14 protein-coding genes, 2 tRNA genes and 3 rRNA genes are annotated in these 23,181 nt (G+C 41.5%); 5 read left to right on the forward strand and 14 right to left on the reverse strand.

The window, feature by feature from the left end; genetic code table 11:
* Positions 1-210 precede the first annotated feature (210 nt).
* Both fmt and rsmB read left to right on the forward strand, forming a co-directional pair.
* The gene (gene fmt, locus GFH30_RS13080) at positions 211-1,170 is read left to right on the forward strand and encodes a methionyl-tRNA formyltransferase (protein WP_153373257.1); all 960 of its coding nucleotides are present in this window, start codon (positions 211-213) and stop codon (positions 1,168-1,170) included.
* Positions 1,170-2,477: a 16S rRNA (cytosine(967)-C(5))-methyltransferase RsmB gene (rsmB, locus tag GFH30_RS13085; protein ID WP_153373259.1), complete on the forward strand. Its 1,308-nt coding sequence runs from the start codon at positions 1,170-1,172 to the stop codon at positions 2,475-2,477. The genes fmt and rsmB overlap by 1 nt, the downstream gene beginning before the upstream one ends.
* A gap of 59 nt (positions 2,478-2,536) precedes the next feature.
* Here rsmB and GFH30_RS13090 read toward each other — a convergent pair whose 3' ends face one another.
* Positions 2,537-2,647: a methionine/alanine import family NSS transporter small subunit gene (locus GFH30_RS13090; protein ID WP_153373261.1), complete on the reverse strand. Its 111-nt coding sequence runs from the start codon at positions 2,645-2,647 to the stop codon at positions 2,537-2,539.
* Position 2,648: 1 nt separating this feature from the next.
* Positions 2,649-4,139 (reverse strand): sodium-dependent transporter, encoded by a 1,491-nt coding sequence (locus GFH30_RS13095; RefSeq protein WP_153373263.1) that lies wholly within the window; start codon positions 4,137-4,139, stop codon positions 2,649-2,651.
* A 938-nt stretch (positions 4,140-5,077) separates the two neighbouring features.
* Between GFH30_RS13095 and GFH30_RS13100 the strand changes: the two genes are divergently transcribed.
* The gene (locus tag GFH30_RS13100; RefSeq protein ID WP_153373265.1) at positions 5,078-5,635 is read left to right on the forward strand and encodes a type 1 glutamine amidotransferase domain-containing protein; all 558 of its coding nucleotides are present in this window, start codon (positions 5,078-5,080) and stop codon (positions 5,633-5,635) included.
* 34 nt (positions 5,636-5,669) lie between these two features.
* On the opposite strand, the gene GFH30_RS13105 is transcribed toward GFH30_RS13100, so the two are convergent.
* From GFH30_RS13105 to GFH30_RS13145, 9 genes are all read right to left on the reverse strand, one after another.
* Positions 5,670-5,981 (reverse strand): ankyrin repeat domain-containing protein, encoded by a 312-nt coding sequence (locus GFH30_RS13105; protein ID WP_153373267.1) that lies wholly within the window; start codon positions 5,979-5,981, stop codon positions 5,670-5,672.
* A 73-nt stretch (positions 5,982-6,054) separates the two neighbouring features.
* Positions 6,055-6,870 carry a hypothetical protein gene (locus GFH30_RS13110; RefSeq protein WP_153373269.1) on the reverse strand — a complete coding sequence of 272 codons (816 nt, stop codon included), beginning with the start codon at positions 6,868-6,870 and terminating at the stop codon, positions 6,055-6,057.
* 80 nt (positions 6,871-6,950) lie between these two features.
* Complete coding sequence (locus tag GFH30_RS13115) at positions 6,951-8,300, reverse strand: aromatic acid/H+ symport family MFS transporter (RefSeq protein WP_196779984.1); 1,350 nt, start codon at positions 8,298-8,300, stop codon at positions 6,951-6,953.
* A 324-nt stretch (positions 8,301-8,624) separates the two neighbouring features.
* The gene (locus GFH30_RS13120; RefSeq protein WP_153373272.1) at positions 8,625-9,974 is read right to left on the reverse strand and encodes an aromatic acid/H+ symport family MFS transporter; all 1,350 of its coding nucleotides are present in this window, start codon (positions 9,972-9,974) and stop codon (positions 8,625-8,627) included.
* A 423-nt stretch (positions 9,975-10,397) separates the two neighbouring features.
* Positions 10,398-10,512: ribosomal RNA gene (gene rrf / locus GFH30_RS13125) — 5S ribosomal RNA — on the reverse strand.
* Between the two features lie 180 nt (positions 10,513-10,692).
* Positions 10,693-13,587, reverse strand: a 23S ribosomal RNA gene (locus GFH30_RS13130).
* Between the two features lie 459 nt (positions 13,588-14,046).
* Positions 14,047-14,122 (reverse strand) — tRNA-Ala (locus GFH30_RS13135).
* Between the two features lie 43 nt (positions 14,123-14,165).
* Positions 14,166-14,242 (reverse strand) — tRNA-Ile (locus tag GFH30_RS13140).
* Between the two features lie 60 nt (positions 14,243-14,302).
* A 16S ribosomal RNA gene (locus GFH30_RS13145) occupies positions 14,303-15,831 on the reverse strand.
* The 16S, 23S and 5S rRNA genes sit together here with 2 tRNA genes alongside, the layout of an rRNA operon.
* A 717-nt stretch (positions 15,832-16,548) precedes the next feature.
* On the opposite strand from GFH30_RS13145, the gene GFH30_RS13150 reads away from it, so the two are divergent.
* On the forward strand, positions 16,549-17,178 hold the full coding sequence (locus GFH30_RS13150; RefSeq protein ID WP_227551521.1) for a YczE/YyaS/YitT family protein: 630 nt from the start codon (positions 16,549-16,551) through the stop codon (positions 17,176-17,178).
* Between the two features lie 428 nt (positions 17,179-17,606).
* Here the strand turns inward: GFH30_RS13150 and tyrS are convergent, their stop codons facing one another.
* Complete coding sequence (tyrS, locus tag GFH30_RS13155; RefSeq protein ID WP_171501064.1) at positions 17,607-18,839, reverse strand: tyrosine--tRNA ligase; 1,233 nt, start codon at positions 18,837-18,839, stop codon at positions 17,607-17,609.
* A 63-nt stretch (positions 18,840-18,902) separates the two neighbouring features.
* On the opposite strand from tyrS, the gene GFH30_RS13160 reads away from it, so the two are divergent.
* Positions 18,903-20,030, forward strand: a complete 1,128-nt coding sequence (locus tag GFH30_RS13160) for an anhydro-N-acetylmuramic acid kinase (RefSeq protein WP_153373278.1) — start codon at positions 18,903-18,905, stop codon at positions 20,028-20,030.
* A 67-nt stretch (positions 20,031-20,097) separates the two neighbouring features.
* On the opposite strand, the gene GFH30_RS13165 is transcribed toward GFH30_RS13160, so the two are convergent.
* Positions 20,098-21,387: a lytic murein transglycosylase gene (locus tag GFH30_RS13165; protein WP_153373280.1), complete on the reverse strand. Its 1,290-nt coding sequence runs from the start codon at positions 21,385-21,387 to the stop codon at positions 20,098-20,100.
* A gap of 652 nt (positions 21,388-22,039) precedes the next feature.
* Positions 22,040-23,161: a 5-(carboxyamino)imidazole ribonucleotide synthase gene (locus GFH30_RS13170; protein ID WP_153373282.1), complete on the reverse strand. Its 1,122-nt coding sequence runs from the start codon at positions 23,159-23,161 to the stop codon at positions 22,040-22,042.
* Positions 23,162-23,181: the final 20 nt, after the last annotated feature.

Consider the following 23,181-nt stretch of genomic DNA (forward strand, 5'->3'; position numbering starts at 1 on the left):
TATAGCTTTGCATGCATTTGGTTTTCATCAAGATATGACCAAATTTAGGCTGCTGCATTTAAAATCCTGAAATCACATTATAAGCAGCTTGATTCACCATCTTTCTAGCGAATATTCCAGTTACGATTTTAACTCGCAAAGAAAACTTTAATGTGTGGCTTTTGATATAATCGCAAGTTGAATTTAAATGTAACAAGAAGGCAACCAAGTTTGAGAATTGTATTTGCAGGCACACCAGAATTTGCAGCTATTGCATTGGCTGCGCTCATTAACACCAAACACGAGATTGTTGCGGTCTACACCCAACCCGATCGTAAAGCAGGTCGTGGACAAAAATTAACTGCCTCTGCGGTAAAAGTGTTAGCACTTGAGCATAACATTCCGGTGTATCAACCCTTGCATTTCAAATCTTCGACAGAAGAAGGTCTTGCAGCACAAGCTGAACTGAAAGCCTTAAATGCCGATGTGATGGTTGTGGCTGCCTACGGTTTAATCTTGCCACAAGTGGTGTTAGATACACCTAAATATGGTTGCCTCAATATTCATGGTTCTTTGCTGCCACGTTGGCGTGGTGCTGCACCCATTCAACGTGCCATTGCCACAGGTGATCAAGACACAGGCGTGACCATTATGAAAATGGCAGCTGGTCTTGATACTGGCGATATGATGCTGAAAACCATCTGCCCAATTAGTGCCACAGATACCTCTGCAAGCTTGCATGATAAACTCGCAGAACAAGGTGCAAGTGCAATTGCGACTGTCTTAGAGAGCGAAGAAACCCTACAACATTATTTAGCGACACGTGAAGTTCAAGATGAAGCTTTGACCGTGTATGCGCATAAACTATCTAAAGCTGAAGCTGCCATTGATTGGTCAGTCGATGCAATTCAAATTGACCGTAATATTCGTGCCTTTAATCCTTGGCCGGTCGCGTTTATCAAACTTGATGAACAAAATAACTTACGTGTGTGGCACTCTGCTGTATCTGAACAAACAGCACCTCATGCGAAAGTCGGTGAAATTCTTGCCATTGATAAAAACGGCGTGCATGTCGCGTGTGGCAATGGCAGCGTAATTATCTTGACTGCCTTACAATGGCCAGGCGCAAAACCGCTCAACCCTGTACAAATTCTACAAACCCAAAAATTGACTATTGGACAAATTTTATAATGAAGCAATCTCCCAACGCCTCTACCCGAGACCTTAATTTACGTGCTCAGGTGGTGAAGACGTTATTGGCTGTCCAAAATGGTCAATCACTACAGTCTGTATTGGCACAACACATGAACATTGTGTCTGATAAAGATCGTGCTTTGTATCATGAACTTGTACTGGGCTGCTTACGCCAATGGCATGCTTTAAAACAAGTAACATTACCTTTACTGTCTGTTCCTCTTGAAAATGCAGTCGTAGAAACGTGTCTATATGTCGGTCTATACCAACTGCTCTGCACACGTGTTGCTGCGCATGCTGCTATTTCAGAAACAGTAGAAGCCAGTAAACAATTGGGCATGGAAAGTTTAAGCGGTGTGGTCAATGCGATTTTACGTCGTGCGACGCGTGAAACTGAACAGTTCTACGATGTACTGGAAAATGCATCGAACTTACCAAGCTGGTTGGCAAAACGCTTGAAAAAAGATTGGGGCGAGCAATTAGCTGAACTCAGCTATGAACTCAAACAAGTTGCACCTTTGACTTTACGTGTGAATACACGCCAAGTGAGCCGTGATGAATACCTCGACATCTTAGAAGATGAAGGCATCGATGCACATCGTTGTGAAATTTCTGAAGTCGGTATTGTCATGGATGAAAGTTTACATGTCCCTAGTCTTCCGGGCTTTGAAGCCGGTGGCTTCTCAGTGCAAGATGAACATGCGCAACTTTGTGCAACTTTACTGCCAAATCTAGATGGTCAGTTTGTTGTCGATGCGTGTGCAGCACCGGGTGGTAAAACCGCACACATCTTAGAAACTTATGATGTGAAAAAACTGATCGCGCTTGATCAAGATGAAAAACGCTTAAAACGTGTGAGTGAAAACTTAGAACGTTTAGTGTTGGATGGTTCTCATGTTGAAATCAAAACTGCTGATGCTGCGACATGGACTGCACCTGAACTTGCTGACTGTATCGTGCTTGATGCACCTTGTAGTGCGGTAGGTGTATTACGTCGTCATCCAGATATTCGTTTATTACGTCAATCGACAGATATTGCTAAAACCGTCATTTTACAAAAACAAATTTTGGAAAACATGTGGCAGCAACTCAAAGTCGGCGGCACATTGCTTTACATCACCTGTTCAATTCTAAAAGCTGAAAATGAACAGCAGATGGTTGAATTCTTTGCCCATCATGCAGATGCTCAAGAAATTAAAATTGAAGCTGATTGGGGCGTAGAGCAAATTCACGGTCGTCAATTGTTCCCACAACTCGGTCGTGGCGATGGTTTCTACTATTGCCGTATCCAAAAGATTGCTTAAAACATGAAGCACTAAAAAAGGAACCCTCGGGTTCCTTTTTTATGATCAATTCAATGTGATTAATCTTCAACTTCTTCTGGATTTTTGCCCAAGTGGATGATGGCAAGTACCAAGCCACCCCAAAGTAACGTTGTCGACAGAATTAACATGATTAATGCTTGTGAGTTCATTTTATTTCTCCTGTTCTGATGGGGTTTTGTCTTTCATCATGCTGAAGATTACTGCACCCAAAACAAAGAATGCCAACGTACCACCGCCCACTAACCACAAAATGCTGGCTGAGTAATCACCATAACCATCGCTCACAATGGATTTAATGGTTAAACCTAAAGCCACAATTAATGACAATGGTGTTACCACGGTCAATAAGAAGTCCCAGCTACGACCAAGCTTCAAACTTGCATATTGGTTTACGTGGTCTTTGAGTTGTTTTAACAATGGACGACGGAACCAAGACACCAAGATGATCGATAACAAACCACCGCCCACAATACCAATGTTATTAGCAAAGTAATCGATAATGTCAACAAAGGTAATTGCACTGTGGCTCGAGAATAACAAGGTCGACACTACGGCTGAACTACCAGCAACGATGGTTACTGATTTCTTTAATGACCAACCTAATTTGTCTTGGAAGGCTGCAATCGGTACCTGCAAAATACTCACCATTGAGGTAATACCTGCAACCGTTAACGATGCGAAGAATAAGAAACCAAATAAATCACCACCCGCCCCCATGCTCGAAATAATTTTCGGGAACGCAATGAAGGCTAGACCAATACCGCCTGAAACGACATCTTCAACCGATGCACCTGCGCTATGCGCCATAAAGCCAAGCGCTGCGAATACACCAATACCGGCTAAAATTTCAAAAGATGAGTTTGCCAATGCAACCACAACCCCAGCCCCTGTCATATTGGTTTTACGCTTCAAATACGATGCGTAAGTCAACATGATCCCGAAGCCCACCGAGAGTGAGAAGAAGATGTGACCGAAGGCTGCCAACCATACTTTATAGTTGCTCATGGCTTCCCAGTTCGGTGTAAAGAAGGCATTTAAACCATCCACAGCGCCCGGTAAACGTACGGCTTGAATCACCAATATCGAGAATAAAACCACCAACAATGGCATAAAGATTTTATTAGCAAGCTCTACCCCACGGCGTACACCACCGTAAAGGATGAACATCACGACTGCCCATACCACAACCAAACCAATGAACAAGGTCGGTACGAAACCAAACTGTAGTCCTTCGCCATTTTGCAAGTAGGTCGAGAAGAAGAAGCTTTGTGTGTCTGTACCCCATTGCTGACCAACCGAGTAGAACATGTAGCTACCTGCCCACGATAATACGCTGGCATAGTAGATCCCGATCACTAAGGTCACCATCACTTGCCACCAACCGAGCGATTCGCTGTTCATCAACTTTTTATACGCTGTCGGTGGTGCTTTACGGAATTTATGCCCCACTGCATAGTCTAAAAACAGCAATGGTAAACCCGCCGCAAAAATGGCGATTAAATAGGGAATTAAAAATGCCCCGCCGCCATTTTCGTAGGCAACATAGGGAAAGCGCCAAATATTGCCCAAGCCAACTGCTGAGCCAATCGCTGCGATAATAAAACCTGATCGTGCAGACCAGTTTTCACGAATTTCTGTCATAGAACACCTAAACTTTAGGCATCTTTATGTGCCGCTTATTCTGGTTATGTCGCGAGCAAAAAAAGAAGCAATAAAATAATTTTGGGTGTTTGAATTAGTGCTGCGCCTTTTGAGCTCCAGTGCCTAATATGCAAACAGAACGCTGAAATAACCCACTTGCTTAAAATTTGTCATCGCAGCATTCTTGTATATGAATCCACAATACTGAGTTTTAGAAATTTTTTCTGTAATTTCTATTTGAAATATTCAATTTTTATAATGCATCAAGTGCGAATGCTCAAATATGCTACATATTTGAGTTAAATTAGACTGGTTATGAATTTGTTAACTTTTTGGAATATATTGTTTTTTAAGAATTTCTTTATGAGACAGCACTATTTCTTCTTTACTTGCTGATTTGAGAAGTGCTCCTTTGTAATATCATTTACTTGCTTAACATAAACGGCTTTTTGTACTATCAAAAGCTGGCTATATGATCATTTTTGTCTTGCTCAGCCACAGTTAAAAATAAAATGAATAGGTTTTCTCGCGCTATTTTTAACTAAAATAAAGTGAGTAATATTTAAGCTTTTATTTATCAGCTGCTTAAGCCTTATGACTCAACCTGAATAAGATGAATCAAAATTTTGTAAGCTTAAGCGTACATCAATCGCAGTTTTCTGCCTCTATCCTGCCCTTTAAAAAGGGATTAATTTATAAACATAGAGAGCAGGATGCTCCTGACATAAAAACAATAAGAATTGCCAACACCAGGACGTGAGATATGACAGGAGTTGTATCTAAGACACGAAATACGAAAAAGCCCCGATAGGATGTCGGGGCTTTTTTTCGTTTCAATCTTCATTTTATAGACTTACAGTTCCTGACCAAAAAGCCAACATTCCAAATTTAGACTTGTTGTTAAGCTGAGACTCTTATTCTTTTTAAGAGTTCAGATCATGGTCAAAAAAGTATTATTTATTACCTCGAATGTCGGGATCGAACGCGATGAATTGATTAAGCCTTTAGAGTTTTTAAAATCGAAGGGTATTGAAGTAATTCATGCTGCTGAAAATATCGAAGATGTACAAACGATGGAAAGTGACAGTAAGCCGTCTACGCGTTATACCCCAGATACCACCCTGTCTCATGTTCAAGCCGAGGATTATGATTTATTGGTCATTCCGGGCGGTACGGTTAATGCCGACACTTTGCGTTTGAATGAAGATGCTATCAACATTATTCAGTCTTTTACCGACAATCAAAAGCCGATTGCCGCAATTTGCCATGCTCCTTGGGTTTTGATTAATGCAGAGCGAATCAAAGATAAAAATCTGACTTCATATCAAAGTATTCGTTTAGATTTAGAGAATGCAGGCGGTAAATGGGTCGATGAAGAAGTCCATCGTTGTAATACAGGCGATTGGCCACTGATTACATCGCGTAATCCTGATGATATTCCTGCTTTTAATGCAGCCATACTCAAAGAATTAGAAGCGGATACAAGCCCTGAATAACAAAAACCCCGTTATGGGGTTTCTGGCTTTTTCTTTACAGACTTTTTAAATAAGCCACGATGTCATCTTGTTCTGCCATTTCTGCCAGTTGCAGTGCAGTGTATTCGCCTTTATAAGCTACATCTGCACCTTTCGCTACGAGCAGTTTGACGACATCTAAATTGCCGTTTTCAGCGGCAGCTTGTAGTGCGCTATAGCCTTCGTCATCGGTTTGATTTACATCTATACCATTGGCTAGGGCTTTTTCGACTTCTGCGACTTCACCTAGAGATGCCCAATACACAAGTTCGGGCAGGTGAAGTTCGTCATCGTCTTCAGGAATTGGGGAGATAGAGTTAAATTGCATTTCTAAAATATCCTTAAATTCTCAAAATATTAAAACATAAGTACTTTATTAATTGATATCAAATCTGTAATAACTAATTTTTACTCTGTTTTTCAATAGCACTTTTAACAAGATTAAAAGCATCTTGGAAATTTTGATCATATTCTTTGTGGCGTTCGTAGCCACATCTCTGATTATAAATATCTGTAAAATCATCATGCCAATACTGAAATGATCCTTTTCTTTTCTGTAAAGCTAATGAAGGATGAATTTTTCCATTGAATAAATCAAAAAATATATCTTTTGATACTATTAAACTTTTGGTGATCATATTTTTTTCTAAAATTAGAGACATGATTAATTTTCTCAAATCAATCAATTGACACATTCCACCATGTCCATTAATAGCACTAAAATGAACATAAGTATTAAGAACTATGGTTTTATATTCATCTGTTTTCAATACCAGACATGTCTCACCACTAATAGAATCTGCTCTTACGAAATAAACCACCTTTGGATTTAGGTTCTCTATTTTTTTCAAACAATCATCAAACAAATGTATGTAATGATCTTCGTCATATTTAAAAGGTTGATCTTTACCTTCAACTAACCACTCAATATTAATAGCAAATTGATTACAGAAAAGATTTAAGAAATCGAAAGTCGGCTCCTCTTCAGCTAAGAAATATTTCTCTAAATCACTTACTTTATGCAATCCAAGAATTCTACTAAATTCGGCAATAGTAAACTTTTCATCTCTTGCATCATTCATCAATTTCAAAACAAGTCGTAAACGTTCCGAAATTTTTTTAGCTTCTGATTTATTTTTAAGATCTTTAAATTTTTTTAATCTGTCATAAAGAAAGCTTGAAAATATGTTCAAGCCTAAAGTTTCTAATAAGCTCATAGTTTCTAATTTTAACGTTTATTATCTTCATATATACATTAAAAAGCCCCCTTACAGAGGCTTTTTTTTAATCAAAACTTCTAAGCTTTAATCGCAACAGGCTTTATTGCTTCTAAAGCTTCAGGCTTGGACTTACGAGAAATCAAAGCCACCGCTATCGCCACAATAATGACAGGGAAACCCACCGCCATAAAGTTAATTTGATGTGGCAAATCCATACCCAATAAAGCGCCAATTAAAATAGGACCCACAATTGCACCACTACGCCCAACTGCAGATGCCCAACCAATTCCTGTCGAACGGACAGTCAATGGATAATACTGTGCCACATAACTATACAAAAGAATTTGACCGCCAATTGCAGCAGCACCAGCAACAGCCACCAATAAGTAAATGACAGGCTGTGGTGACTTAAAGCCAAGCAAAGACAGTGCAACTGCACCTGCTAAACATAGCGTAATAATGACCGGTTTTAAGTGGAATTTATCTGCCAAAATACCACCACCCACCGTACCAATGACCGCACCGATATTCATTGCAAGTAAGAACATCAAGCTATTGCCAAGCGAATAACCCGCAGCCATCATCAATTTTGGTAACCAACTGCCAAGCGCATACAGTGTTAATAAACACATAAAGAATGCTAACCAAAATAACAACGTACTGCCAGCGCGACCTTGTTTAAACAAGCTACTGACAAATGCAGGCTCAGACACTTTAACTTCACTCAGTTCAAATTGAGTATGTTCATTAACTAAAAGGGTTGAATTAAGACGCTGTAAAATTTTTCCAGCTTGATCATCTTTCTTTTCTTTCACCAAGAAGGTTAAAGACTCAGGCAAGAACATCCAAATCAACGGTAAAAGTAATAATGGGATACCTGCAATAAAGAACATGATTTCCCAACCAAAGTTTGGCGTAAACCACGCACCAAACAATGCTGCCATCACACCACCGACAGCATAACCACTAAACATGGTCGTGACCAAAGTACTGCGTAAACGTTGTGGGGCATATTCCGAAGTTAAAGCCACAAGGTTTGGCATTACACCACCAATCCCTAAGCCCGCAATAAAACGTAAAATACCAAACTCGGTCGGATTTGAAGCAAAGCCACCTAAAAAGGTAAAACCACTGAAAATAAAAACACAGATCAAAATAACATTTTTGCGCCCAATTTTATCGGCAAGCGTACCGAATAACATCGCGCCAAACATCATGCCCGCAAGTGCTGTACTTGCCAACATACCTGCTTGAACTGCGCTTAAAGACCATTGCTGCATCAGTAAGGGTAAAGCTACCCCATTAATCGCAAGATCATAACCATCAAATAAAATAATGATCAAACACCAAAAAACAACTTTAAAATGAAATGGCGTGAATTTCGCTGTATCAATAACATCATTCACATTAATTCTATTTATGACCACGTCCCACCTCCTGTGAGTATTGTGATTATTTGAATTGCGATCGATGACAATCAGGATGTTATTATTTGAATGATGGAGATCGTCATGACGCATCGAAATCACAGTTGACCATAGTGAAAACTGAGTAAACACGCGACGAAAGTCGAAAAAACACCCAAATAACTAGACCGATGCGTTCAGTTTTTAATCAAAATATTTGTCATTTTTAAAGTGTTATTATTTTCAAAATAGTTATATTTGCCTTGTTTTTAAAAGCTAAATCCAGCAAATAATAGCCAAAAAAAAAGCCCCCTTTTCGGAGGCTTTTTCTAAATTAACATCACTTTATGCTTTAGCAGAGACAACATCCGATGAGCTAACTTGATCAGATTCGTTATCATGCATAATTAAAGCGACCGCAATAGCCGTAATCAGTACAGGTAAACCGACCGCCATAAAGTTAAAGTGCGCAGGAAGGTTCATACCAAGCAAGCCACCAATTAAGATTGGACCGACAATCGCGCCCATACGACCAATTGCAGACGACCAACCAATGCCTGTCGAACGTACCGCAAGTGGGTAGAACTGAGCCACATAACTATATAAAAGCATTTGCGAACCGATCGAAGCCGCGCCTGCCAAGAACACTAAAACATAGAGTAGGAATTGGTTAGATTGGAAGCCCATTAAGCTCATCACAATCGCCCCCATAATTCCAAGGAACATCAAAACAGGCTTTAAGTGGAAACGATCCGCTAAAATACCACCACCAACAATGCCGATCACTGCACCAATGTTCATGACCATCATAAACATTAAACTGTTATCCATTGAATAACCTGCCGCCATCATCAATTTCGGCAACCAACTGCTCAGCGCATACATCGTCAATAGACAGCTAAAGAACGCGATCCAAAATAAAATCGTATTCATTGCACGACCACGACGGAATAGACTGACCACATTGGCAGCTTCAGGCACATTTTCCTCAGGCAGCGTGAACGTCGTTGCATCCGTTACTTTTACATTGGGCGCTAAACGTTTCACAATTTTACGTGCTTCAGCTTGTTTGTTTTGTTTCACCATAAAAGACAGTGATTCAGGTAAAAATTTCCAAATCAAAGGCAATAAAAATAATGGAATGCCAGCAATAAAGAACATGATCTGCCATCCAAAATTCGGCGTAAACCATGAACCTAGCAGTGCAGCCATTACGCCACCCACCGCATAACCACTAAACATAGTCGTTACCAATGTACTGCGCAATTTTTTAGGTGCATATTCAGAAGTTAAAGCCACAAGGTTTGGCATAACACCGCCAATCCCTAAACCAGCCAAGAAGCGTAAAATACCAAATTCAGTCGGATTTGAAGCAAAACCACCCGCAAATGTGAGTCCACTAAACAGTACAATACAGATCATAATCACTTTCTTACGACCAATTTTGTCCGCAAGAGAGCCAAAAATCATTGCACCAAACATCATACCTGCAAGTGCAGTGCTCGCGAGCATACCGGCTTGAACTGCCGATAAGCCCCAGTCATTCATCAATAGTGGTAAAGTGACACCATTAATGGCTAAATCATAACCATCGAATAAAATAATCAGTAAACACCAAGCGACAACATTCATGTGAAATGGGGTCAATTTCGCATGGTCTACGATAGAATTTACATCCATATGTTCCGTTTTCATCGTTCTCATCTCCCATGAGTACTTGTCCACACTTAACACTCATTGTTAAGCTATTTTTTAAATTGCTAAACAATATAATGTGATACAAATAAGCACTCAATAAGACCAAAGAATAAAAAAGTAGGAAATATATGCTTTATAGGTAATTGTATTTGAAAGATATATTTAAATACTAAATGAAAATAATCTCTATATTTTTGAAGATGATATAAAGCAAAAAATACGTTTATTTAATATTCGATTTAAAGCAATTTATTTACTATTTTTACAGAATATCTTTTTATAAATTGAGATAAAATCGAAAAAACCCTTTAAATGACGCTCATAATTTTTTGTTTATTACTTTGCTGATTATAAAAAACTTTCTTTCCTGCATAGAAAAACCCCCTCAATCATTTGATTGAGGGGGTTTTTGAATTAATGAGCTGGCGATGACTTACTCTCACATGGGTAATCCCACACTACCATCAGCGCTAAGAGGTTTCACTTCTGAGTTCGGGAAGGGATCAGGTGGTTCACTCTTGCTATTGTCGCCAGCACAACTGTTTATGATTACTCGCTATGGTCTTAGTTGCTTTCGCATGCCTAGCTTTGGTCAAAAGAGTTATTAACAGAGATATTTGAGTATCGATGTGTTGCTTAATTTTACTTAGCTTTCAAACTAAATCAAGTTGTTTTGTAGTGATTTCGACTACAACACCAACTGTTTGGGTGTTGTATAGTCAAGCCTCACGAGCAATTAGTATTGGTCAGCTTCATACATCACTGCACTTCCACATCCAACCTATCAACGTCGTAGTCTTCAACGGCTCTTTAGAGGACATAAAGTCCTTGGGAAATCTTATCTTGAGGTAGGCTTCCCGCTTAGATGCTTTCAGCGGTTATCCCTTCCGAACATAGCTACCCGGCGATGCGACTGGCGTCACAACCGGTACACCAGAGGTTCGTCCACTCTGGTCCTCTCGTACTAGGAGCAGATCCTCTCAAATTTCCAACGCCCACGGTAGATAGGGACCGAACTGTCTCACGACGTTCTAAACCCAGCTCGCGTACCTCTTTAAATGGCGAACAGCCATACCCTTGGGACCTGCTTCAGCCCCAGGATGAGATGAGCCGACATCGAGGTGCCAAACACCGCCGTCGATATGAACTCTTGGGCGGTATCAGCCTGTTATCCCCAGTACCTTTTATCCGTTGAGCGATGGCCCTTCCATACAGAACCACCGGATCACTAAGACCTACTTTCGTACCTGCTCGACTTGTGGGTCTCGCAGTTAAGCGCGCTTTTGCCTTTATACTCTACGCGTGATTTCCGACCACGCTGAGCGCACCTTCGTACTCCTCCGTTACTCTTTAGGAGGAGACCGCCCCAGTCAAACTACCCACCAGACATGGTCCTCGCTCCAGATTATGGAGCAGAGTTAGAACCTCAATATTACCAGGGTGGTATTTCAAGATTGGCTCCATCGCAACTAGCGTCACGACTTCAAAGCCTCCCACCTATCCTACACAAGTAAGATCAAAGTTCAATGTCAAGCTGCAGTAAAGGTTCACGGGGTCTTTCCGTCTAGCCGCGGGTACACCGCATCTTCACGGCGAATTCGATTTCACTGAGTCTCTGCTGGAGACAGCGCCCCCATCATTATGCCATTCGTGCAGGTCGGAACTTACCCGACAAGGAATTTCGCTACCTTAGGACCGTTATAGTTACGGCCGCCGTTTACTGGGGCTTCGATCAATAGCTTCGCTTGCGCTAACCACATCAATTAACCTTCCAGCACCGGGCAGGCATCACACCCTATACGTCCACTTTCGTGTTTGCAGAGTGCTATGTTTTTAATAAACAGTTGCAGGGGCCTGGTTTCTGTGGCTGTCAACCGCTCAGGAAGTAAATTCCGTCACCGTCGACAGCGTACCTTCTCCCGAAGTTACGGTACCATTTTGCCTAGTTCCTTCAGCAGAGTTCTCTCAAGCGCTTTGGTCTACTCGACCTGACCACCTGTGTCGGTTTCGGGTACGATTCCTGTGTAACTGAAGCTTAGAGACTTTTCCTGGAAGTATGGTATCAGCCACTTCGCTGTACAAGTACAGCTTGCTATCAACTCTCAGCATAGAGCACCCCGGATTTGCCTAAGATGCATGCCTACTGTCTTTCACCTGGACAACCAACGCCAGGCTGACTTAACCTTCTCCGTCCTCTCATCGCATTACACAGAAGTATTGGAATATTAACCAATTTCCCATCGACTACGCCTCTCGGCCTCGCCTTAGGGGTCGACTCACCCAGCCCCGATTAACGTTGGACTGGAACCCTTGGTCTTTCAGCGAACGAGTTTTTCACTCGTTTTGTCGTTACTCACGTCAGCATTCGCACTTCTGATACCTCCAGCAGACTTCTCAATCCACCTTCATCGGCTTACAGAACGCTCCCCTACCACTTGCAATAAATTGCAAATCCGCAGCTTCGGCATATAGTTTTAGCCCCGTTACATCTTCCGCGCAGGCCGACTCGACTAGTGAGCTATTACGCTTTCTTTAAAGGGTGGCTGCTTCTAAGCCAACCTCCTAGCTGTCTATGCCTTCCCACATCGTTTCCCACTTAACTATAATTTTGGGGCCTTAGCTGGCGGTCTGGATTGTTTTCCTCTTGACTACGGACGTTAGCACCCGCAGTCTGTCTCCCGGATAGTACTCATTGGTATTCGGAGTTTGCATCGGTTTGGTAAGTCGGGATGACCCCCTAGCCGAAACAGTGCTCTACCCCCAATGGTATTCGTCCGAGGCGCTACCTAAATAGCTTTCGGGGAGAACCAGCTATCACCGAGTTTGATTAGCCTTTCACCCCTATCCACAAGTCATCCCCTGGCTTTTCAACGACAGTGGGTTCGGTCCTCCAGTTAGTGTTACCCAACCTTCAACCTGCTCATGGATAGATCACCCGGTTTCGGGTCTACACCCAGCAACTAAACGCCCTATTAAGACTCGATTTCTCTACGGCTCCCCTATTCGGTTAACCTTGCTACTGAATGTAAGTCGCTGACCCATTATACAAAAGGTACGCAGTCACCGGACACAATGCCGGCTCCCACTGCTTGTATGCATGCGGTTTCAGGATCTATTTCACTCCCCTCACAGGGGTTCTTTTCGCCTTTCCCTCACGGTACTGGTTCACTATCGGTCAGTCAGGAGTATTTAGCCTTGGAGGATGGTCCCCCCATATTCAGACAAGGTTTCACGTGCCTCGCCCTACTCGTCATCATTACATAAGCCCTTTCGTGTACGGGAATATCACCCTCTACGTTCGCACTTCCCAGAGCGTTCCACTAAAGCTTATGTAACTTAATGGGCTGATCCCCGTTCGCTCGCCGCTACTAAGGGAATCTCAATTGATTTCTTTTCCTAAGGGTACTGAGATGTTTCACTTCCCCTCGTTCGCCTTGCATGACTATGTATTCATCATGCAATACCTACCTTATGGTAAGTGGGTTTCCCCATTCAGACATCTCCGGATCACAGGATATTTGCCGCCTCCCCGGAGCTTTTCGCAGGCTATTACGTCTTTCATCGCCTCTGACTGCCAAGGCATCCACCACATGCACTTAATTACTTGACTATACAACCCCAAACAGTCGACGGTACCTACAAGGAGCACCTTCAACATACAGTTCGAAGTACTGTGAATCTAATCACTGTACAGCTTCAATCAAAATCATATACCAAAACGCTTGATTCAGTTAATCGCTAGTTTCTCATCACTTCTTATTCAACCACTCACTTAGCTTACGCTTTGTAAGTTGTTGTTTAATTAGCTCTGAGCCTTAAACAATTTATTTCAACTCAAATATATTCTGTTAATGATTGTCTACGTCCTCATCGGATCGTAGCAACTGTGATAAATCACAGAGATTACCAAGTGCGCGTATCATAACGCTTATACTTGTTAATCTCTAGAATCTAAACACTTGACAGCTCAAGGACTAATCAACCTCAGCACCGTATGATCACATACTGCGCGAAGCGTAGCTTCTTGCCTAAATTTCAAGGAAAAGCATGCTTTTCTTGTCTTGAAATTTGGTGGAGACTAACGGAGTCGAACCGTTGACCTCCTGCGTGCAAAGCAGGCGCTCTACCAACTAAGCTAAGTCCCCAGCTTATCATTTAGATCAATGTATCTGATTTCTGTTTTGCAGATGGTGGGTCTGACAAGACTTGAACTTGTGACCCCACGCTTATCAAGCGTGTGCTCTAACCAACTGAGCTACAGACCCTCAGGTACATCGTATGAAGAACAACTTGTTGTGGATTCTTACCAATCGTCAATCTTTCGTTAAGGAGGTGATCCAGCCGCAGGTTCCCCTACGGCTACCTTGTTACGACTTCACCCCAGTCGTCGGCCACACCGTGGTAACCGCCCTCAATTAAGTTAGGCTAGCTACTTCTGGTGCAACAAACTCCCATGGTGTGACGGGCGGTGTGTACAAGGCCCGGGAACGTATTCACCGCGGCATTCTGATCCGCGATTACTAGCGATTCCGACTTCATGGAGTCGAGTTGCAGACTCCAATCCGGACTACGATCGGCTTTTTGAGATTAGCATCCTATCGCTAGGTAGCAACCCTTTGTACCGACCATTGTAGCACGTGTGTAGCCCTGGTCGTAAGGGCCATGATGACTTGACGTCGTCCCCGCCTTCCTCCAGTTTGTCACTGGCAGTATCCTTAAAGTTCCCGGCTTAACCCGCTGGCAAATAAGGAAAAGGGTTGCGCTCGTTGCGGGACTTAACCCAACATCTCACGACACGAGCTGACGACAGCCATGCAGCACCTGTATGTAAGCTCCCGAAGGCACCAATCCATCTCTGGAAAGTTCTTACTATGTCAAGACCAGGTAAGGTTCTTCGCGTTGCATCGAATTAAACCACATGCTCCACCGCTTGTGCGGGCCCCCGTCAATTCATTTGAGTTTTAGTCTTGCGACCGTACTCCCCAGGCGGTCTACTTATCGCGTTAGCTGCGCCACTAAAGTCTCAAAGACCCCAACGGCTAGTAGACATCGTTTACGGCATGGACTACCAGGGTATCTAATCCTGTTTGCTCCCCATGCTTTCGTGCCTCAGTGTCAGTATTAGGCCAGATGGCTGCCTTCGCCATCGGTATTCCTCCAGATCTCTACGCATTTCACCGCTACACCTGGAATTCTACCATCCTCTCCCATACTCTAGCCAACCAGTATCGAATGCAATTCCTAAGTTAAGCTCAGGGATTTCACATTTGACTTAATTGGCCACCTACGCACGCTTTACGCCCAGTAAATCCGATTAACGCTCGCACCCTCTGTATTACCGCGGCTGCGGCACAGAGTTAGCCGGTGCTTATTCTGCGAGTAACCACGCACCTAGAGTATTAGTCTAGGGCGCCTCCTCCTCGCTTAAAGTGCTTTACAACCAAAAGGCCTTCTTCACACACGCGGCATGGCTGGATCAGGGTTCCCCCCATTGTCCAATATTCCCCACTGCTGCCTCCGTAGGAGTCTGGGCCGTGTCTCAGTCCCAGTGTGGGGATCACTCTCAGACCCGCTACAGATCGTCGCCTTGGTAGGCCTTTACCCCACCAACTAGCTAATCTGACTTAGGCTCATCCATTAACGCAAGGTCCGAAGATCCCTGCTTTCCCCCGTAGGGCGTATGCGGTATTAGCAGTCGTTTCCAACTGTTGTCCCCCATTAATGGGCAGATTCCTAAGTATTACTCACCCGTCCGCCGCTGAATCCAGTAGCAAGCTACTTTCATCCGCTCGACTTGCATGTGTTAAGCCTGCCGCCAGCGTTCAATCTGAGCCATGATCAAACTCTTCAGTTTAAAATCAGTAGTAGCTTAAAGGCTACCAATCTTGGCTCATCAATTTTCTGACAAATATTTCTCAAATAAACTTCGAGTAATTTCTACCATCAATCAATGAAAATAATTTCGATCAATCAATCAGTAAAAATCCACACAAGTTGTTCTTCATAATCTCTTAATGATCTTCTTAATACTTCGTCAGTATTAAGAGCTGGACTTCGATAAACTTAACAACTCAGCACTTCGTGCTTCGTTCGTTTCCGTCTATCTCGTCGGTATGGGTGCATTCTAGAGGATTTCAGAATCATTGCAACCCCTAATTCACTATATTTTTCACGTATGTATCTTTTTTCTACAAAAACCATAAAAAAACTGCTTTTTTACCTATTTTTTGCACATTTTTATTAAAAAATATCGTATTCACTGATGAAAAACCATTTTCTTATTGATCAACAATGAGCTTCATTTAAAGGTTTTAAGTCTTAATCTATAGGATTTTTTAACTTATATCTTCTATTCCACCCTTCTCGCCCACTTTTTTGGCTAATAAACCATTTTTAACTCACTCGAATTTCTTTCTATACATATAACTTAGCTTTGTTATGCGCAATTAATGGATAGATCTCGTGAATCTCGACAATCTCACAAGCTTTTTATATTTAGATGGCTTTTTTGTGTATATCCACATTGCTCGTATTTACTTAGACTATCCGCTTTATACCTAATGTCAGCAAAATGCCAACATCATATATAGCAAGAGTCATTATTTTAGTGATTGGGTTATTTCTTATGGCTTTTGGGGTGGTGCTCTCCATTCACTCTGCTTTGGGCACATCTCCCATTTCATCTTTACCCTATACCTTAAGCTTTATCTTTAATATGAGTGTCGGGATGCTGACGATCCTCATGCATATTGTGATGATTCTTCTACAAATGCTTTTATTACAAAAAAACTTTCAATGGCATCAGTGGTTACAACTTCCTGTTGGGCTTATTTTTGGATTGATGATTGATGCGCTCATGTGGCTGACACAAGCGTGGCAGATTCAAATCTACTCACTGCAAATTGCAATGTGCTTACTGAGCTGCTTATTCACCGCATTTGGCGTGTGTTTTGTGATTCAAGCCAATTTAGTATTTTTAGCTGGCGAGGGACTATATGCAGCTGTGTCACAACGCTTCAAGATCAGTTTTGGCAAATGTAAAACATATGGCGATCTGATCTTGGTCTTCATTGCTGTAATTATAAGTGCCTGGATGCTCAGCGAAATCGTGGGTGTTCGTGAGGGCACGATCATCAGTGCATTATTGGTCGGCACAATGGTGAAATTTCTATTAGAAAAATTCAAACGTTTTCATTTTTAATGGTGATCATTCAAATGATATGTAAAAGAAAGATATTGTTCGAGAAAAACAAGCTAGAAATTTAGGAAATAAAAAAGGAAGAGATCTCTCCCAAAATCTCCTCCTTAGAATGAATCTTTACCCGATCCAACATATCATTATTATAGTTATTCGATTTAAATCTTTAAAAAGAGTCTCTTGGGGAAGAGACTTTTAAATTGTGGAGTTCATTATTATGTACCACGTTTACCCTCTAGATGTGCTTAACGCGAATTCTCTAGATGAATAAATCTTATACACAATATTTTATAAACGCAAGGCATTTGGGAAAAATTAATCGTTGTTTTTATAAGGTTTTTTTGAATTTGCTTATTCAAAATAGTAATATAGCTTTTCATAAAAAAAAGCAGACCGAAGCCTGCTTTTAATTCAATAACTTATAACAACACTTAGTCAACAAAGGTCACTTTTGCGATGGCTTTTTTACTTGCCTGAACAATCAAAGTCACTTTATCTTTCACAGAAAAACTGGTATCAACCGCATTCCAGTCTACTTTTACAGCACCACGACCCAAAGCATCTTTTGCTTGCGCTGAATTCTTAGTCAAACCTGCTTCACGTAGAATTGACGTAATGAAAATCTCACCACCAAACTCAGACAATGAAATCGTCACTTCAGGCGTACCTTCAGGAAGTTCACCTTCTGTAATGATATTACCTGCACCTTTATGCGCATGAGCCGCAGCTTCCGCCCCGTGGAAACGCTCAACCAATTCAAGTGCAAGAATCTTTTTCACTTCTTGTGGGTTACGACCATCTTCAATTTCTTTTAATAAGACTTCAATGTCTTCAAGTGACTTAAAGCTTAAAAGCTCGAAGTAACGTTCAATCAATGAATCTGGCATTGAAAGTACTTTTTGATACATTGCACCTGGTGCATCAAACACACCAATATAGTTACCCAAAGATTTAGACATCTTATTGACGCCATCCAAACCTTCAAGAATTGGCACTGTAATACACACTTGCGGCTCTTGATCATAACGACCTTGCAGTGTACGCCCCATCAACAAGTTGAAAGTTTGGTCTGTACCGCCCATTTCAACATCGGCTTCAAGCGCAACAGAGTCATAACCCTGAACCAATGGATACAAGAATTCGTGAATTGCGATCGGCTGTTGATTGTTATAACGCTTGGTAAAATCATCACGTTCAAGCATACGTGCAACTGTTTGTTGCGATGCCAATTGAATTAAATCAGCAGCAGATTTCTCTGCAAACCATTCAGAGTTGAAGACAACCTTGGTTTTATTTGGGTCAAGAATTTTAAACACTTGTTCTTGATATGTTTTTGCATTCGCTAACACTTGTTCACGTGACAATGGTGGACGTGTCGCACTTTTACCTGTTGGGTCACCAATCATGGCAGTATAGTCGCCAATCAAGAAGTAAACTTCATGACCTAAATCTTGGAAAACTTTTAATTTATTAATTAAAACTGTATGACCTAAGTGCAAATCAGGGGCTGTAGGATCAAAACCCGCTTTAATTTTTAATGGACGATTCAGCTTTAATTTTTTCAGAAGATCTTCTTCAGAAATAATTTCGTGGGTGCCTCGTTGAATGAGGGCAAGTTGTTCTTCAGCCGGCAGGAAATTTGACATCACAAAATCCAAATAGATCAGTTATACAATTTGTGCGATATACTAACACTTTTTCAGCACATTGCAGGCTTAAGAATAACCATGACAGCGATCTATATTGGGGTAATGACCGGCACAAGCATGGATGGTGTCGACATCGTTGCTGCTTCTTTTGATCCTCTACAACTTCATGCCACCCTTACTCTTCCATTCGATCCTGACCTTCGTGATGAACTCATGGCGCTGACTTTGCCAGATGACAACGAAATTGATCGCATGGGCAAAGCCGATGTTGCTTTAGCTAAAATGATTGGGCATGGTATTAATGCGCTGATTGAAAAAAATAATCTTGATCGCAATCAAATTAAAGCCATTGGTTCACATGGACAAACCATTCGCCACCGTCCAGAACATGCGTTTACCTTACAAATTGGCGATCCAAATATCATTACAGAAATTACGAACATTCCAGTGATTTCAGATTTCCGTCGTCGTGATTTAGCCGCTGGCGGACAAGGTGCGCCTTTAGTGCCTGCTTTTCACCAAGATATTTTCCAACACGAATCAATTCACCGCGTCATTTTAAATTTAGGCGGTATCGCCAATGTAAGTTTGTTGCCTGCCGGAAAGCCTGAAGATGTCTATGGCTTTGATACTGGACCTGCCAACATTTTGATGGATGCATGGTGCGAACGTTATACCGGCCAGCCTTATGATGAAAATGGCAATTGGGCAGCTTATGGAACCCCAATTCGCAGCTTACTTGACCGTTTACAAGAACATGAATTTTTCTCGAAAGAACCCCCAAAAAGCACAGGACGTGAAGATTTCAATCTTGAATGGCTTGATGAACAAATTTTAGATTGGCGTAATGATCTACAATATGATGAATTAGAAGACACGCCTGAAAATGTGCAGGCCACTTTAATGAAACTCACCACGCGTGCGATTAAAAAAGCAATTTATCGTTCAGGTATGGAAACAGGTGAAGTCTACGTTTGTGGAGGTGGTGCCTATAATTCAAACCTACTTGAACAATTACGCTGGCGTTTACGCAAACACAATTGGAGCGTACAAACCACAGCAGATTTAGGTTTAAGTCCGACATGGGTTGAAGGTACTGCTTTTGCTTGGTTGGCTATGCGCTTTATGAATCAACTGAGTGGTAATTTACCTGCTGTAACCGGTGCTTCAGGTTATCGGGTATTGGGTACCATTACTTCAGTTTAAGTTTCAAAAAGTACCTATATATAGTCATAAAAAAGGTCTGCAAACGCAGACCTTTTTAAATAAGCCGTTATCTTAAAATTTTCTTGGCATTTTCATCCCGAAAAGCTTTTAAAATTTGCTGTCCTGCACGCCCTGTTAGACTTAAGCCCAAACGACTTTGCTCTTGACGAATAGCTTGACGAGATTTATCACCAATCAGACCATCGACCTCACCAATATCATAGCCGCGGTTTAATAAAAACTGTTGAATTTCACGACGCTCTGCACGCGAAGTACCGGCATCAGCTGTTGGCCAAGTTTGTTTGAAGCCACCCTGTCCTTGTAAACGATCGGATAAATGTGCAATCGCTAAAGCATAACTTTCAGCAGCGTTATAACTATAAATCGCATCGAAGTTTTTAAACACGAGGAAGACAGGACCGCTTGCACCGGCAGGTGCCATAAGTCCCGCTTGTGAATATTCAGACAAACTACCTTGAATAAGTGGCGAACCATCAGCCCGCACCACTCCACGACTCATCCAAGTATTTAAAGCCTTTTTATTTTTACGACTTTCTCCTGAAATTGACATATTTTCAGGAATTTTGACTTCAAATCCCCATGGCTGACCATTTTGCCAACCGCGCTTATTCAAAAAATTGGCGGTCGAAGCCAATGCATCTGGAATACTGCTCACTAAATCACGTCGACCGTCACCATCAAAGTCAACTGCGAGCTCATCATAAGTCGAAGGCATAAACTGCGTATGACCGAAAGCGCCTGCCCATGAACCTTTTAATTGATCTTCACTGACATCGCCACGTTGTAATAATTTTAACGTCGTGAAAAATTCACCACCGAAATAGCCTTGTCGACGCCCTTCACAACTCAACGTCCCGAGTGACTGCAATAAAGGATATTTTCCTGCGATATCTCCAAAATTACTTTCTACTCCCCAAACTGCAACGACTGTTTCTGCAGGTACGCCATAACGCGCTGCAACACGATCTAAGACGCTTCGATGCTGTTGTAATTTTTGGCGCCCCAATTGCACACGCTCTTCGTCAACGAGACCAGATAAATAGTCCCAAATAGGTGTCGAAAACTCAGGTTGATAGTTGAGTTTCTCTATAACTGAATAATCAGGCGTTAAATTTTGCGTATAACGATCATACGTTGCAGCACTCACACCTTTCGAGATGGCTTGAGATTTTAAGTTCGCCAAGCAATTTTGAAACGTATTAGAAGTTGGTGAATAAGAGACACCACGAGTTGATAAGTCAGCAGGTGCTACTCGCTGCCCATTCATAATTAATTCAGCATGTGCCTGTGAAGCTGCCAAAACCACACAACCAACAAAAAGTGCAAGCCGTTGCATAAGACCCTTTCATACTTAGATTTCGAATTATAGATTTACCTTAACAGCTCAAATTAAAAATGAAAGCATGCAAACGTAACTTTAAATTCATAATTCCTGTATTTTTAAATTCATTTTGTTGTTTTGAATTCAAAACCTTATCCACAGTATTTTTTAAATTTAAAAACCGCGATATCTTTTGAATTTAAAATTAAAAATTGGCGCTAATAGTTATGAATTCAAAATACTACCTGTGAGTAACTTTGATACTATTTTTTTAATTGGATATTTATCAAAATCTTAAGCTGTGTATAAAAAATAAAGCGCGATCCAATTATTTTAAATTTAAAACTTTGAATTCATAGTAGTGATTTGAATTTAAATTCATAACTTGCATGTCTCAGACTTTAAATTCAAAACGTATTTTTTAAATTTATTATTTTGAATTCAAAACCGTCACATTCTTTTAAATTCAAAGTATTTCTCTTGGAACAAAAAAGGTCTGACTGGGCATTTTTTATTTATTATTGATTGTATATTTTTTAGACTATTGAAATATATCGTGATCCGATAAATGGATGTCATATTTTCAAGAGGCGCAATCATGCCTGAATCAAAGCAAATAAAAAAGCGACCACTGGAGTGATCGCTTTTTTTATCAGCAAGTTAACGCTTAGATGCTCATATCTTCGCTCAATGCCAATGGATTCGGTAAAATTTTCGCCAATTGACGACATAAAGTGGTGAGTTCTGCACTGTCATTCGGCATTAAAGTGATATGACCAATTTTACGACCTTCACGCTCTGACTTATTATAAAGATGCAGATGTGCGCCTTCTAAAGCCAATACATCTTCAGTCTTTGGATGCTGACCAATAATATTCACCAGAACCGTTGGACGAATGATGTCAGTCGAACCTAGGGGTAAACCTGCAACGGCACGAATATGATTTTCAAACTGCGAGCATACTGCGCCTTCAATCGACCAATGTCCTGAGTTATGTACGCGTGGCGCCATCTCATTGGCATATAAGCCTTTGTCTGTCACAAACAGCTCAAGCGTTAACACACCGACATAGTTCAAATGATTGAGCAGGCGAGTGATGTAATCTTGCGCCACAGGCTGTAAATCTGCACTGTTCGGTGCAGGTACAATCGAGTGCGACAAGATGCCATTATGATGATGGTTTTCAGCCAATGGCCAAGTTTTCACATCACCATTTTGACCACGCACCGCAATAATCGACACTTCACGCGAGAAAGTCACAAAACTTTCTGCAATCAGTTCACCGGCAGGACCAAGTTCCGCCCATGCTTGCCCAATTTGATCGGCTGTACGCAGTACAAACTGACCTTTACCATCGTAACCACCACGTGAGGTTTTTAACACGATCGGTAGACCGAGTTCAGCGACGACGCTTTGTAAGCTTTCAATTGAAGTCACGGCTTTATACGGCGCAACTGGAATATCAAGTTCATCAAATAAGGCTTTTTCAGACAAGCGATGTTGGGCAATCGCGAGTGCCTGACGTGGTGGATGCAGGTCTTTGTTTTTGGTTAATACATCAACATCAGCAAGTGGGGTATTTTCAAACTCAAGTGAAAATACTTCTGCGCTATTGATAAAATCTTGCAGACCATTTTCAGCTTTGGTCGAAATGACTTGACCTAAGGCAGCTGAAGGGCAGTCAGTACTTGCTTCAAAAAAGGTACATTGAATGTTTAAAGGCAATGCAGCTTGCGCCATCATACGACCAAGCTGACCACCACCAAAAATACCAATGGTTTTATCCATGAGAATCTTTCCTTATTTAA

The sequence above is a fragment of the Acinetobacter wanghuae genome, from assembly GCF_009557235.1.
GTDB classification, from domain to species: domain Bacteria; phylum Pseudomonadota; class Gammaproteobacteria; order Pseudomonadales; family Moraxellaceae; genus Acinetobacter; species Acinetobacter wanghuae.

Coding starts and splice junctions, on each gene's coding strand:
- GFH30_RS13095 (WP_153373263.1), bottom strand. CDS start 4,139: ATGACAGAAATTCGTGAAAACTGGTCTGCACGATCAGGTTTTATTATC.
- GFH30_RS13165 (WP_153373280.1), bottom strand. CDS start 21,387: ATGCAACGGCTTGCACTTTTTGTTGGTTGTGTGGTTTTGGCAGCTTCA.
- GFH30_RS13090 (WP_153373261.1), bottom strand. CDS start 2,647: ATGAACTCACAAGCATTAATCATGTTAATTCTGTCGACAACGTTACTT.
- GFH30_RS13150 (WP_227551521.1), top strand. CDS start 16,549: ATGCCAACATCATATATAGCAAGAGTCATTATTTTAGTGATTGGGTTA.
- GFH30_RS13160 (WP_153373278.1), top strand. CDS start 18,903: ATGACAGCGATCTATATTGGGGTAATGACCGGCACAAGCATGGATGGT.
- rsmB (WP_153373259.1), top strand. CDS start 1,170: ATGAAGCAATCTCCCAACGCCTCTACCCGAGACCTTAATTTACGTGCT.
- GFH30_RS13170 (WP_153373282.1), bottom strand. CDS start 23,161: ATGGATAAAACCATTGGTATTTTTGGTGGTGGTCAGCTTGGTCGTATG.
- GFH30_RS13120 (WP_153373272.1), bottom strand. CDS start 9,974: ATGAAAACGGAACATATGGATGTAAATTCTATCGTAGACCATGCGAAA.
- GFH30_RS13105 (WP_153373267.1), bottom strand. CDS start 5,981: ATGCAATTTAACTCTATCTCCCCAATTCCTGAAGACGATGACGAACTT.
- GFH30_RS13110 (WP_153373269.1), bottom strand. CDS start 6,870: ATGAGCTTATTAGAAACTTTAGGCTTGAACATATTTTCAAGCTTTCTT.
- GFH30_RS13100 (WP_153373265.1), top strand. CDS start 5,078: ATGGTCAAAAAAGTATTATTTATTACCTCGAATGTCGGGATCGAACGC.